Source organism: Pusillimonas caeni (assembly GCF_003545815.1).
Lineage (GTDB): Bacteria > Pseudomonadota > Gammaproteobacteria > Burkholderiales > Burkholderiaceae_B > Pusillimonas > Pusillimonas caeni.
The window spans coordinates 484,737-497,309 of sequence record NZ_PDUW01000003.1 but is presented as its reverse complement, the minus strand read 5'-3'; the positions used below and the strand labels follow the sequence as shown (position 1 = coordinate 497,309).

The 12,573-nt window shown below is 56.4% G+C and carries 11 protein-coding genes and 1 tRNA gene; 8 read left to right on the top strand and 4 right to left on the bottom strand.

Annotated features, from left to right (window positions below):
• Positions 1-28: 28 nt before the first annotated feature.
• The 7 genes from CSC67_RS09665 to CSC67_RS09635 all read left to right on the top strand — a co-directional run bounded on the left by CSC67_RS09665 (position 29) and on the right by CSC67_RS09635 (position 6,681).
• A complete protein-coding gene (locus CSC67_RS09665; protein ID WP_118994297.1) occupies positions 29-508 on the top strand; it encodes a carboxymuconolactone decarboxylase family protein in 480 nt (159 codons plus the stop codon).
• Between the two features lie 107 nt (positions 509-615).
• On the top strand, positions 616-1,602 hold the full coding sequence (locus tag CSC67_RS09660; protein WP_245220187.1) for a LysR family transcriptional regulator: 987 nt from the start codon (positions 616-618) through the stop codon (positions 1,600-1,602).
• 150 nt (positions 1,603-1,752) lie between these two features.
• Positions 1,753-2,628 carry an alpha/beta hydrolase gene (locus tag CSC67_RS09655; RefSeq protein WP_167752826.1) on the top strand — a complete coding sequence of 292 codons (876 nt, stop codon included), beginning with the start codon at positions 1,753-1,755 and terminating at the stop codon, positions 2,626-2,628.
• A 54-nt stretch (positions 2,629-2,682) separates the two neighbouring features.
• Positions 2,683-3,657: a TRAP transporter substrate-binding protein DctP gene (gene dctP, locus CSC67_RS09650; protein WP_118994294.1), complete on the top strand. Its 975-nt coding sequence runs from the start codon at positions 2,683-2,685 to the stop codon at positions 3,655-3,657.
• Positions 3,658-3,686: 29 nt separating this feature from the next.
• Positions 3,687-4,232: a TRAP transporter small permease gene (locus CSC67_RS09645; RefSeq protein ID WP_118994293.1), complete on the top strand. Its 546-nt coding sequence runs from the start codon at positions 3,687-3,689 to the stop codon at positions 4,230-4,232.
• A gap of 4 nt (positions 4,233-4,236) precedes the next feature.
• Complete coding sequence (locus CSC67_RS09640) at positions 4,237-5,547, top strand: TRAP transporter large permease (protein ID WP_118994292.1); 1,311 nt, start codon at positions 4,237-4,239, stop codon at positions 5,545-5,547.
• Between the two features lie 39 nt (positions 5,548-5,586).
• Positions 5,587-6,681, top strand: coding sequence for an aromatic ring-hydroxylating oxygenase subunit alpha (locus tag CSC67_RS09635; protein ID WP_118994291.1), 1,095 nt, complete (start codon positions 5,587-5,589; stop codon positions 6,679-6,681).
• A 130-nt stretch (positions 6,682-6,811) separates the two neighbouring features.
• On the opposite strand, the gene CSC67_RS09630 is transcribed toward CSC67_RS09635, so the two are convergent.
• Both CSC67_RS09630 and CSC67_RS09625 read right to left on the bottom strand, forming a co-directional pair.
• Positions 6,812-8,419 carry a sensor histidine kinase gene (locus tag CSC67_RS09630; protein ID WP_118994290.1) on the bottom strand — a complete coding sequence of 536 codons (1,608 nt, stop codon included), beginning with the start codon at positions 8,417-8,419 and terminating at the stop codon, positions 6,812-6,814.
• A gap of 344 nt (positions 8,420-8,763) precedes the next feature.
• Entirely contained in the window at positions 8,764-9,936 is a 1,173-nt protein-coding gene (locus CSC67_RS09625; RefSeq protein WP_118994289.1) for an alpha/beta hydrolase, read from the bottom strand.
• Positions 9,937-10,083: 147 nt separating this feature from the next.
• Here CSC67_RS09625 and CSC67_RS09620 point away from each other — a divergent pair, with 147 nt between their 5' ends.
• Complete coding sequence (locus tag CSC67_RS09620; protein WP_118994288.1) at positions 10,084-10,989, top strand: LysR family transcriptional regulator; 906 nt, start codon at positions 10,084-10,086, stop codon at positions 10,987-10,989.
• A 49-nt stretch (positions 10,990-11,038) separates the two neighbouring features.
• Here CSC67_RS09620 and CSC67_RS09615 read toward each other — a convergent pair.
• Together CSC67_RS09615 and CSC67_RS09610 are read right to left on the bottom strand one after the other, a co-directional pair.
• Positions 11,039-11,131 (bottom strand) — tRNA-Ser (locus CSC67_RS09615).
• Between the two features lie 104 nt (positions 11,132-11,235).
• Entirely contained in the window at positions 11,236-12,513 is a 1,278-nt protein-coding gene (locus tag CSC67_RS09610; protein WP_118994287.1) for an aspartate kinase, read from the bottom strand.
• Positions 12,514-12,573: the final 60 nt, after the last annotated feature.

Below are 12,573 nucleotides of genomic sequence, written 5' to 3'. Positions count from 1 at the left end.
ATGGATGCCGTCGTCACCAGGAGAAATCATGACCCAGCGCGTCAACTACATACAGCAGTGCCCCGATCTGTTCAAGAAATACTCCGAGTTCAACAACGCCATCAAGGCGGGCAGCGTCGAGCAAACCACTCTCATACTGGTCACCATCCGGGCCTCCCAGATGAACGGCTGCGCGTTCTGCCTCGACATGCACATCAAGGAAGCCCGCATCCACGGTGAGCGCGAGCTGCGGCTGCACCATGTCGCCATATGGCGCGAGTCCGGACTCTTTTCAGCGCGCGAACGCGCCGCCCTGGCCTGGACGGAAGTGCTGACCAAGCTTCCCGAAGACGGCGTTTCAGATGAAATCTACGAGGAAGTGCGCGCGCAGTTCAACGAGAAAGAGATCTCCGAGCTAACCTTCGCCATCATGGCCATCAATGGCTGGAATCGCGCCAACGTCGCATTCAGGACCCCTCCCGGCTCGGCCGACAAGGCATTCGGCCTGGACAAGGCGGGACTCTCCTGAAATAGCGAAATGTCCGAGGGCGTTGTCACAAAACGCTCCGCTGATACGTCTAGGAGGGTATGGACATACGCATACCCCCCGGATCCGACAGCCCCCCGCTGGCCGCAATGCGCGCGGCCGACCCCTTTGCCGGCAGTTTCGCCGTCGGCTACGTCGGCGTCATCGCCTTCCTGGCGGTGGCCGACGCGGGCAGTTTCTCGCGCGCGGCGGATCGTCTGGGCATAGGCCGCTCAGCGGTCAGCCGCAATGTACGCAAGCTGGAGAACCAACTCGGCGCGCGTCTTTTCCACCGCACCACCCGCAACACCTCCTTGACCCCGGAGGGCGAATTGTTCTATGAAAATTGCCGTCCCGGCCTGGAGTACATCGCCCGCGCTCTGGACGATATGCACGAACTGCGCAACGGGCCGCCAAAAGGCCATCTGCGCATTCAGTCCACCCCCGCCTTCGGACGCAAGATCGTCGCCCCGCTATTGCCGCGTTTCCATGCGCGCTTTCCGGACATCACGACCGAGCTGCTGCTGAGCGAACAAGCCCCGGACTTCGCCGCCGATCGTATCGACGTCGCCTTTCGCGACGGAAGGCTGGAAGACAGCGACATCGTGGCACGGCGGATCATTTCCATGCAGACGATCACCTGCGCATCTCCGTCCTACATGGCCGCTCACGGCTTGCCGCCCGACATCGAAGCACTCGAGCGGCATCGCTGCATAGCCTTTCGCGCCGCGTCGGGCCGTATCAGAAACTGGGAATTCAAGATGGCAGGGCATGCCGTGAGGCATCAGGTCGCCGCGCTTCATGTTTTCAACGACATGGACTTGGTGCTGCAGGCGACGCTCGCGGGGCAAGGCATCGCCCAACTGCCCGGCTATCTCGCGTGCGAGGCGATCCGCTCGGGCAGGCTGGTGGCCTGCCTTTCGCAATTTACTCCCGACGATGAGGGGCACTACCTCTGTTACCTGAGCCGCAAACATCTTCCTGCCAGGATACGCGTCTTTGCAGACCATGCCATCGATGAGATTCGAACACTGGACCTTGCATGCGTGACCACACAGAGCCAAGCCGGCACAGTACGTCGCTGCCGATACATTTAGATTTAGCGGGATTTCCCTAAATTGACACCCTAAAAATTAGTCAGCAGACTGATGGTTATGTTTACTCAGCATGCTGCATATCTCTGGTAACAAGTCATCAATAAATGAGACATGCTCCCAAGTAGTCCACACATCAACATGGAGACGCTGATGTTGGAGTCGCAAGAAGCCTGTTTGGAGTTGGAGCAGAAAGCCGAGCAATTGCGTCGAGACGCAGCCTATAACAATCGGCGCGCAGTCATCGATCATGAAGAACATCTGGCCCTTTGGGATTCCATGAGCCGGGAAACACGCGAGTCGGCCCATTGCCTGCTCGATGTGCCATACGGGGACACCCCGCGTCAGATGCTGGACATATTCCTCCCCGCAAACCAGAGGCCCCCCCTCATCGTATTTCTTCACGGCGGATACTGGATGAGCATGTCAAAGGATTCATACAGTTTTCTGGCCAAAAACTTCGTGCGCGAAGGAATAGCCTTTGCCTGTATTGGTTTTGACAACTGCCCCGAGGCGAGCATAAAGGGAATCGTCGGTCAAACTCAAAGAGCCACCACTTTTCTATACGAAAATGCCGATGCGTTGGGGTTGGATCCGTCGCGCTTTTATCTATGTGGCCACTCCTCGGGCGGCCATCTGGCGGCAATGCTTCTTTCCACCCGAAATGCCGAGTGCTCCGTCCCGCCCATACAGGGGGCGCTCATCGTGAGCGGGCTCTTCGATTTAGAGCCGATTCGCCATACCTACATAAATAAGAACTTGCGGCTGACCAAGGACAGCGTACATGCGGTCAGTCCGATAAAGCTGGCAAAAGAGTTGGACAGCATCGCGCCCCATTTAATTCTTGGTGTCGGCGGCTTGGAATTGCCCGCCTATCACCAACAATTGCAGTCCTATGTAGCCGCTCTGCGCGGCATGGGCCAAAGCCTGGACGTCATTGTCGCCAACGGATATCACCATTTCGACGTTCTATACGACATGGCCGGCGGCGCCTTGTTCGAACATTTCAAGCATTTGATCAAGCACTAAAACCCGCTCTTCGGTTTTGCTGCATACCCCTATTCAAACGACGGAGAAAACGTCATGCATTTTTCTTTTATAAGACAACTCGCGCTGTGCATTCTGGCTACGTTTTCGATCACGGCTTCGGCAACCAACCTGAAAATGCTTTCGTCATGGGATAGCAGCCATTCCGCCAGCAAATACATCGCGTATGTATTCCAAGACATAGTAAAAGAAAAATCCGACGGCGAGATCAATATAAAAGCCTTCGGCCCGGAAGTGGTGCCCGCCGGCAAGCAAGTTCAGCCAGTTTCCGCCGGCGTTTTCGATCTTTTGTTCACACATGGCTTGTATCACACCGGCGTTACCGGCATTGGCGCGGCGATCGACGCCGTGGACAAAGACATTGAAAAACGCCGCGAATCCGGCGTATGGGACTGGATCGATAACTACTACAGCAAAAAGCAGAATCTCAAGGTCATAGCAATCGCCGCCGCGCCGAGCGGCTATCGGCTGCTATTAAGGCGCCCCATGCCAGAAAGCGGTTCTCTCAAGGGACAAAAAATCCGCGCCTTGCCATCGTACCGTGCAATTATCGAACGGCTGCAAGCAATACCGACCGTTGTCCCCTTTGGGGAGTTGTACTCGTCCGTAGAGAAAGGCATTGTGGACGGAATGATCTGGACCGGCGTAGGCGTCATTGGCTACAAGTATCACGAAGTGGCGCCCAACTTAATCGACCCAGTGTTCGGTAGTGTTTCCTATCTCGTTCTGATGAATCTGGATAAATGGAATGACCTGAGCGATAACGAGAAGAAGCTGCTCCTCGATGTTGGCTATGAACTCGAGAAAAAGACTGTCGCTACGTTTACACAATTACTCAAGGACGAGGACGAAGCGATGCTCAAAGACGGCGCCAAGAAAGGAAAGTATGTCGATTTGAGCCAAGAAGAGCTTGAAGAACTCTTCCGCGAGAGCGCAATGTCCGTCGCTATCGAGCAGAGCGGCGAAGACGGAATCGCCTTCAGAGATTTCGTGCGCTCCAAAGGCCTATAACCGCTACTCACGAGCCAAGGATATTGCACATGCAATCGAATACGACGCGATCGACAGTATCGCCGGTTCTGAGACTCCATGACTGGATCACCCGTATCGGATACTGGGGAGCAATTGGAGCGCTAGGCGCGATAGTTGTGAGTTATGTTTGGGAAGTGGCAATGCGATATCTGCTCGACTCCCCTACAAGCTGGGCAAATGACGTTGTCAATTATCTACTTTGCGCCTTGGTATTCCTAGCTTTACCCGAGGTTACGCGCGCCCGCGCGCATATCGCAGTGACAGTCTTGTCCGACCTCGCACCGCCACGTGTAGCCCCATACTTGTTTTCGCTAATCAACATACTGGCTTTTGCTTCATGCATGTTTGCCGCCTGGGTCAGCGGAGACGAAAACATAAGGCAGTTTGTGCGCGGCATTACGACCCTGGCGAATACGCCTATACCGCAATGGTGGATATCCGTATTCATCACGTATGGCTTCTTGGGGTCGGCGTTGTATTTCCTCCGGGCAATCTTTCCTTCTCAAGCGCTCGACCTTGAAAGCGAAGGATTATCACTGACCAAGCTGGGGTGAATACATGGAATGGTACGCTCTGCTAACCCTGGGACTTATAGTTCTTTTTGCCTTATTTTTGACTGGCGCGCCGATATTCATTGCTTTTTTGATCGTGGTGCTCGTCGGCGTCGCCACCATCATCGGATCTGCGGGCTTCCCGATGCTGGCGAACAGCCTGCTAGAAACTACGACAACTGGTTCTCTAGCTGCAATACCCTTATTTATCTTGATGGGGGAAATACTATTTCGATCAGGGACAATGGAAGTGCTTTTTTCCTCGATCGACACGCTTGTCGGCAAGGTAAAGGGCCGGCAGTACGTCCTTGTCGTAGCGCTATCTGCGGTTTTCGGCGCGTTGTCCGGCGCCGCGATGGCCGTCGCAGCTATGTTAGGGCGAGCGGTGATGCCGGGAATGGTGGACCGAGGTTACGACAAAAAGATATCTGCTGGTCTGATCCTGGCCGGAGCCAGCTTGGCACCCATTATCCCCCCGAGCCTGCTGGCCATTATCGTAGGCACCCTTGCCGATGTTTCAATATCCAAGCTGCTTATCTCAGGAATAGTTCCCGGCTTGCTGTTGAGCGGAATATTTCTTGTCTATGTATTCATCCGCATACGTTTTAATCCGAGCTTGGCACCCAAGTTTGTGGAATCGGAGTACCGAGAAGCGACTTTATTAAATAAAGTCAAAGCCTGTTTTCGGTGCTCCCCATTCCTGCTGGTGATTTTTTCGGTTATGGGGCTCATTATGCTGGGCGTTGCCACGCCATCCGAGTCTGCCGCTACGGGCGTGTTGGGCGCATTATTAACGGCGGCGATCTATCGCAGGCTGAAGTGGTCGATGATACTAGAGTCGCTCAAAGCGTCGGTGAGCGTAACGGCGGTAATCCTGGTGATCATGGCGGCTTCAAAGATGTTCACCGAACTCTTGGCGTTCTCCGGAACCACTGCGGCGCTGGTTGAGCTCGTGGCGACCCTGGACCTCGGGTGGCTCGCGATGCTGATCGTCATGCTGGCGGTCCCTTTCTTCCTTTGCATGTTCATCGACACAATCGCCGTGATGCTTCTCACGATTCCAATTTATCAACCGATCGTCTCCAGCCTCGGTTTTGACGCTGTGTGGTTCTGGCTGCTGTTTCTAGTCAACATCACACTGGGAGCCATCACGCCGCCATTCGGATACACGCTCTTTGCCTTCAAAGCGGTCGTGCCTGATATGCCGCTTGGGCAAATATATCGAGCCAGCTGGTCTTTCGTGCTGCTCTTTGTATTGGGAATGGCGCTGATGATCGCTTTTCCGCCCATAGTAACTTTCGTGCCCAGTTTGTTTTAGGCCTTGGAAAGAACGATAAAAGTCTATTGGAGATTGAATATGTTCATCCGCAATCATTGGTATGTAGCTCTGTGGTCCAAAGAACTAACCCGCGAATTGAGCTGGCGCACGATCATGAATGAAAGAATCGCGCTCTATCGCACCGAATCCGGCTCGCCGGTGGCATTGCAAGACAGTTGTCCCCATCGCAATTTGCCGCTCTCAAAGGGCAAGCTGATAGGCGATATCGTGCAGTGTGGCTATCATGGCTTGGAATTCAACAGTTCCGGCGCATGCACCAAGGCGCCTGGCCTCGAATGCCCTCCGACGTGGGCGAAAGTGCGAAGCTACCCAGTCGTTGAACGTAATAATTGGATATACGTATGGATGGGCGATGCCCAGCTGGCTGACGAGTCTTTAATTCCAAGTGTCTTCGGAAATATGAGCGATCCGGACTGGCATTGCGTCATCGGCGATATTCACGTCAAGGGCGGGTACAGGCTCATCGTCGACAATCTATTAGACTTGTCTCATTTGGCATACGTTCATGGCACGACAACGGGCAATCCGGAAGTTGCCGAACTTGCCGACCTGCAGACGGACGCGACGGATGAAAGCGTTAGGATTACCCGCATGATGCGAGATGTTGTCCCGGCGCCGGCTTATAAATATTATGGAAATTACTCTGAAAATGTAGACCGCTGGCAGGTCACGAACTATTATGCGCCCTCTTATATATTGATCAATAACGGATCATATGCTGTAAGCGACCGGCCCGCGACGCCAGTGGACGCCGCGACCGAACGATGTCACTGGGGCTTCCAGGTTTATCATGCCATCACTCCGGTAACCGAGAATCAAACGATAGACCATTGGTGCGTGGCGCTCGAGCAGCATATGCTCAAGCCCGAAGATCGCGAGCTTTGGGAATCCCAAATGATCAACGTGTTGCGCGAGGACCACGAGGTATATGAGGCGCAGCAGGAATGGATTGAAATGCGGCCCGAGAACAATAATGATGTGCTGACGAGGGGGGCGTTACCGGGCGATCGCGCACTCATTGCAGCTCGACAGATTCAACGTCGCCTACATAATCTGGAAGCACGGTCCGCTGGCGGGAAAGCGGAGAATGCGGCGCTGGCTACGAGCAGATAAGGTTTACGAACCTCAAAAGAACCCCTTGAATTCCAGTACGGTCTGGCAATTCAAGGGGTTTCGCAGGATATTGGATCGCACGTTCCTCTAAACCCGACCTTCATACAGACAATCGAAAGCTGCCCGGTCGCTATCTCATACACAATCGCTCGATACGAGCAAGGTCCAATGCGGCAGCCGCCTGCTCGATCTGTTCCAGAACTTGCTCAGCGCCCGGATGACTATCCAGGTTTGCCGCCAACCACTGCTCGATCTTTGTGATCTCGCCCAACCTTGCATACTCCGCCAAATCCCACAAAGCCGGCTGGATGGAGGCCGGCGCAATGACGGGTTCGACTTGATCGGCGTGCAGGTCAGCGCCGACACCGGTTTCATATCCGGGCTGAAACGTTTCCCCGGACAACACGGGCATCTGCAAGCAAAAGCTGAAACATGCACCTGTGCCGGGGCCGCTGTCCAACCGCAACTCGCCGCCCATATTGCCCACGATGCGATGGGCAATATGCAGCCCCAGTCCCACACTGCCTTTACGCGGCTGATACTGCTCGAATGCATCGAACACATGCTCCTGCCGCGTCATCGGTATGCCCGGGCCGTCGTCCTGAACCGAAAAATGCAATAGCGCGTCTTGGCCCTTCCAACTGCACGATAGCGACAAAGTCACCTTGCCCTGACGGGTAAATGCCGCGGCATTGGATATGAGGTTGAGCAGCACCTGAGACAGGCGGCGTTCGTCGCCGACCAGGCTCGTCGGTATGGGCGAGTGGGCGAAGATGGAAAATTGATTGCCATGCTGAAGGCATAGGGCACGTCCATGCTCGAACAGTCTGGCAATGAACTCCTCCATATCCGTCGCTGAAAGACGTATGCTCAAAGGCTTCAGCTCTTGCCTTGAATATTCGACCAGTTCATCGATCAGCGATATCTGATAGTCGGTACTTCGCTCAATTGCTTGCAGATGCGACGACTGACCTGCCGGCAACGAAGTCCGCAACAGATTGACGTAGCCTTTGATGGTAGCCGTGGGCGCCCTCAAATCGTGGGAGATATAGCCGAGCGCCTCGGTCTGCCGCCTTGCATGCGCCCTGACCCGCTCATAACACAGCAATATGAAAGCCGTCGATCCCAGCACGGGTAGCGCCAGGGCGAGCAAGGGCGTGGCCCGGGTAACCCAGTGCTTGTTGTCTGTCGCATCAAATCCTGCGGACAGATCGACTTGCGAATAATAGAAAAGCCTCAGCGCCGTACATAGGCCGACCACATAGAACAACCAGGCCAGAGCGCGCTGGCTACCCGGTGTATCGGCGGTATTGTGCCGGTGCAGCGTCGTCGCGCTGCCGAACATCAATAGCATCCATGCCAATGCCACGAACAGGATCCGCAGCCAGGCGTCCGAAAAAGGGATGTGAAAGACATATACCGCCGCCGTCGCGATGACCACCGGTGCGAGCAGCAAGGCGATGTTGGTCTTCTCGCGGCAAAGCACTCGCATCGAATGCCAGTAAGCGGCCAGGCCCAACATGATCAGCGCATTGGGAACCGTGAGTTCAAACATCTGTAGCAGTGCGCCTTTGAACGAAAAGGCCATGCATCCGGCCGCAATCAGCACCGTCCCAAGCTGCCAAGCCTTGGCGGAGGCTTGTTCCGTATCCGGCAACAAATACCGGATCAGAATGAGAACCCCGCCATTGGCAAGAATGGTCAATGCGGCCGCGATGAGTATTGTTTTGGTATCCAAAGTAGGTCTTGATGCATGTGAACATGATTGCGTACGCAATGCAGGCCGTTTCCAGGCAAAACGCCCAGCCTATCTCGCCCTTCATCCGCCAATCGCCGCCCTGCCACGATTCAAAACAGTCTTATACTCCAATTGTGCGAATGGTCCAGTTCGGCTGGCGCCGATCATGGGGCGCACCACGTCGAACAGCCTGGCCAGCTTGGGCCGCGCGGACGCATTTTTCTCGCCCAGAGCGGCTAGTTCTTGGAGAACTCCGCCCGCACGTCGCGCCGCCCAAGCGCCGCGGCCAGGCTGGCAGGTTCATCGACACGTCCGAGACGATTGCGCCATGTTGTTCCAACTCGTTATGCCGAGCCGGCTTCGGCCAGATGCTGCTTGAAGAACGACGTCAGCTTGTCAAATGGAATCTTGTCCATTTGGTCATATAGATCGACGTGATCCGCATCGGGCACAATCAACAATTCCTTGGGATCGGAAGCCGCCTTATAGACGTCTTCGGAGTAGTAACGAGAATGGGCGTTTTCGCCCGCCACCAGCAGGATCGGACGCGGCGAGATCATTTCGATGTTGGCGTACATCGGAAAGCTGAAGAACGACATGGGAGTCGTGGCTGTCCACGCCGTCGTCGAATTGATGCTTCTCGAATGGAAACCGCGCGGAGTTCTGTAGTAGTTGAAGAATGCGCGCAGAACCGGGTCTGGATCGGCGGGCAATGTTTCCGGAAGCACACGCTGCCCTTTCACGATATTGCCGCTGTCGTCAAACGGGACTTCGTGATAGCCCAGCGCGTGCCGGCCGCTTTCCGCATCGGCCCAACGCTGCTGACTGAGATAGTCAATGACCTGGTGGCGCTGCTCCATGGTGTAGCCGTCTTTATAGCTGCGGCTGATGCTGCGCGACATGTCGTACATGGAAGTCGTGGCGAGCGCCTTGATGCGCGAATCGCTGGTGGCGGCAGTCAGCGCCATGCCGCTGTAGCCGCAAATGCCGATGACGCCTATGCGGTTGCGGTCGACGTTCGGCTGCAGGCCGAGGAAATCCACGGCTGCGCTGAAGTCCTCGGTATTGATGTCCGGCGAGGCGACATTGCGCGGCTCGCCGCTGCTTTCCCCGGTGTACGATGGATCGAAGGCCAGCGTGACGAAGCCGCGTTCGGCCATGGTTTGCGCGTACAGGCCAGACGATTGCTCCTTCACGGCGCCAAAGGGGCCGCTCACGGCGATCGCCGCCAACCTGCCGCTGGCGCTCTTCGGTTGATACAGGTCGCCCGCCAGGGTGACGCCATAGCGGTTCTTGAAAATGACTTTCTTATGGACCACCTTATCGCTCTTGGCAAAAGTCTTGTCCCAATCATTGCCGGACTTCGCCTGCTGCTGTGCGGCGACCCGCCCCGAAGCGACCATTCCAACGCTAAAGGCGGCGATGCTGGTACCAGTCATTTTCAACATGTTGCGGCGGCCCTCATTAGTCCTATCGTGACGGGAAACTATGCTGCGCTCCTCACTGCTACTGTTCATGATGCTTTCCTTTCCTGCTCGAAATCCGTCGGATGGATGAATCGCCATAGTGCAAATTGTCCTTGATTGGCATCTCTATTACTAGCTAATCAATTCTTAATGACCATATTAGGTGTGCTAATTAATTATTCGTGCGAAACTGCATGCATGGCTAAACGCAATCTGAATGATCTTCTATCCTTTGTGACGGTGGCCCGGGAAGGCAGCTTTACCCGCGCTGCGGCGATCCTGGGCGTTACCCAGTCCGCTCTCAGCCAAACCATTAGCGGCCTCGAAGCCAAGCTGGATATCAGGCTACTGACTCGTACAACGCGCAGCGTTTCGCCTACGGCGGCAGGCGAGCGGCTTCTTGACGCCATTGGCCACCGCTTCGATGAGATCGAGGCCGAACTGGACGAACTGACGGAGATGCGCGACAAGCCCGCCGGCACCGTCCGGATCACCTGCGGAGATCACGTCCTGAGAACGACGCTGCTGCCCAAGCTCGCCCCTCTGCTCCTCGAATATCCCGACATCAAGGCCGAGTTCGACGTGAACTATGGATTTCGCGACATCGTTGCCGATCGCTTCGACGCGGGCGTAAGGCTGGGCGACACCATCGACAAGGACATGATCGCAGTGCCGATCGGTCCGCCGCTGCGCATGGCAGCCGTTGCCGCCCCATCGTATTTCGCGACCCGCCCAAAACCCAAGACACCACGCGACCTGGTCGACCATAATTGCATCAACATGCGGATGCAGTCGGGTGGCGGGCTGTATGTATGGGAATTTGAGCGCAAGGGAAATCAGCTGAATGTCCGTGTCGATGGACAACTCACGCTCAATACGTCGCCCAACATCGTCGATGCCGCCTTGGCGGGACTAGGGATAGCCCACCTGCCCGAGGAAGAGTTCGCCCCGCACATTGAAGAAGGCAGGTTGATTCGGGTCTTGGCGGATTGGTGCGCGCCTTTTTCTGGATACTATCTCTACTATCCAAGTCGGCGGCAACCTTCACCGGCCTTCTCGCTGGTAGTCAACGCGCTACGCATCACTCCCGACAAGCCCAAGTAATTATGCGGCGCAGAAAAAAAGAAACCCCTTGCAAAAACAAGGGGTTATCTGGCGGAGACGGAGGGATTCGAACCCTCGATGCGGGTATAAGCCGCATGCTCCCTTAGCAGGGGAGTACCTTCAACCTCTCGGCCACGTCTCCGGATACAAGTCCGCTATTCTAGCACAAGATACAGGACAAAAAGCCTTGAAGCGCCGGGCCTTTGCCAAGCGGAGGCGGCGGGCGCCTCCTTGCACGCCCGGTGATCAGGCCGAGGCCTCGCCCACCGCCGAAGCTTCCTGATCCAGCCCGAACGCCTTGTGCAGAGCGCGCACGGCGAGCTCCATGTACTTGTCGTTGATGACCACCGAGGTCTTGATCTCGCTGGTGCTGATCATCTGGATGTTGATGCCCTCTTCGCTGAGGGTGCGGAACATCAGGCTGGCCACGCCGACGTGGCTGCGCATGCCGATGCCGACGATGGAGACCTTGCAGACTTCGTTGTCGGCCACGACCTCTTGTGCGCCCACCGACGGAGCGACCTGATTCTTCAGCAGCTCGAGCGTCCGGTGGTAGTCGTTGCGGTTGACGGTGAAGGAGAAGTCGGTGGTGCCGCGCACCGACTGGTTCTGCACGATCATGTCGATGTCGATGTTGGCTGCGGCAACCGGGCCGAGGATGGAATAGGCCACGCCCGGGGTGTCTGGAACAGCCAGCAATGTCATCTTGGCCTCGTCACGGCTGAAAGCGATGCCCGAAACAACAGCGGATTCCATTTTTTGGTCTTCCTCGAAAGTAATTAAAGTGCCCGACGTCATTTCTTCGTCGAGCGGAATCAATGGATCGGTGAGCGACGACAGCACCCGCACCGGCACCCGGAACTTGCCCGCGAATTCGACGGCGCGTATCTGCAGCACCTTGGAGCCCAGGGATGCCATCTCGAGCATTTCTTCGAAGGACACGACGCGCATGCGACGGGCCTCGGGCACGACGCGCGGATCGGTGGTGTAGACGCCGTCGACGTCGGTGAAGATCAGGCACTCTTGGGCGTTGAGGGCGGCCGCCACGGCTACCGCCGAAGTGTCCGAACCGCCGCGGCCCAGGGTCGTGATGTGGCCGTCATCGTCTATGCCCTGGAACCCGGTGACGATCACCACGCGGCCGGCATCGAGATCGGCGCGGATGCGGGCGTCGTCGATGGAGCGGATGCGCGCCTTGGTGTATGCGGAATCGGTGCGCACGGGCACCTGCCAGCCGGTGTAGCTGCGCGCCCCGACGCCTTGGGCCTGAAGCGCCATGGCCAGCAAGGCGCTGCTGGCCTGCTCGCCGGTGGCGGCGAGCATATCGAGCTCGCGTCCGTCGGGCTGGGGGCTGAGCTCTTTGGCCAAGCCCAGAAGACGGTTGGTTTCGCCCGACATCGCCGACGGAACGACCACCACCTGATGACCGGCGGCATGCCATTTGGCCACTCGCCGAGCGACATTCTGGATGCGTTCGATGGAGCCCATCGAGGTGCCGCCGTATTTATGAACGATAAGGGACATGATCTTCTGTCCTGCCTTTTTGCCCTGATTGAATCAATGGAATACTTTGCAAGTTGCTGC

Excerpts from the sequence above, each read along its gene's own strand:
- CSC67_RS09665 (WP_118994297.1), top strand. The coding sequence starts at position 29 with ATGACCCAGCGCGTCAACTACATACAGCAGTGCCCCGATCTGTTCAAG.
- CSC67_RS09660 (WP_245220187.1), top strand. The coding sequence starts at position 616 with ATGCGCGCGGCCGACCCCTTTGCCGGCAGTTTCGCCGTCGGCTACGTC.
- CSC67_RS09655 (WP_167752826.1), top strand. The coding sequence starts at position 1,753 with ATGTTGGAGTCGCAAGAAGCCTGTTTGGAGTTGGAGCAGAAAGCCGAG.
- dctP (WP_118994294.1), top strand. The coding sequence starts at position 2,683 with ATGCATTTTTCTTTTATAAGACAACTCGCGCTGTGCATTCTGGCTACG.
- CSC67_RS09645 (WP_118994293.1), top strand. The coding sequence starts at position 3,687 with ATGCAATCGAATACGACGCGATCGACAGTATCGCCGGTTCTGAGACTC.
- CSC67_RS09640 (WP_118994292.1), top strand. The coding sequence starts at position 4,237 with ATGGAATGGTACGCTCTGCTAACCCTGGGACTTATAGTTCTTTTTGCC.
- CSC67_RS09635 (WP_118994291.1), top strand. The coding sequence starts at position 5,587 with ATGTTCATCCGCAATCATTGGTATGTAGCTCTGTGGTCCAAAGAACTA.
- CSC67_RS09625 (WP_118994289.1), bottom strand. The coding sequence starts at position 9,936 with ATGAACAGTAGCAGTGAGGAGCGCAGCATAGTTTCCCGTCACGATAGG.
- CSC67_RS09620 (WP_118994288.1), top strand. The coding sequence starts at position 10,084 with ATGGCTAAACGCAATCTGAATGATCTTCTATCCTTTGTGACGGTGGCC.
- CSC67_RS09610 (WP_118994287.1), bottom strand. The coding sequence starts at position 12,513 with ATGTCCCTTATCGTTCATAAATACGGCGGCACCTCGATGGGCTCCATC.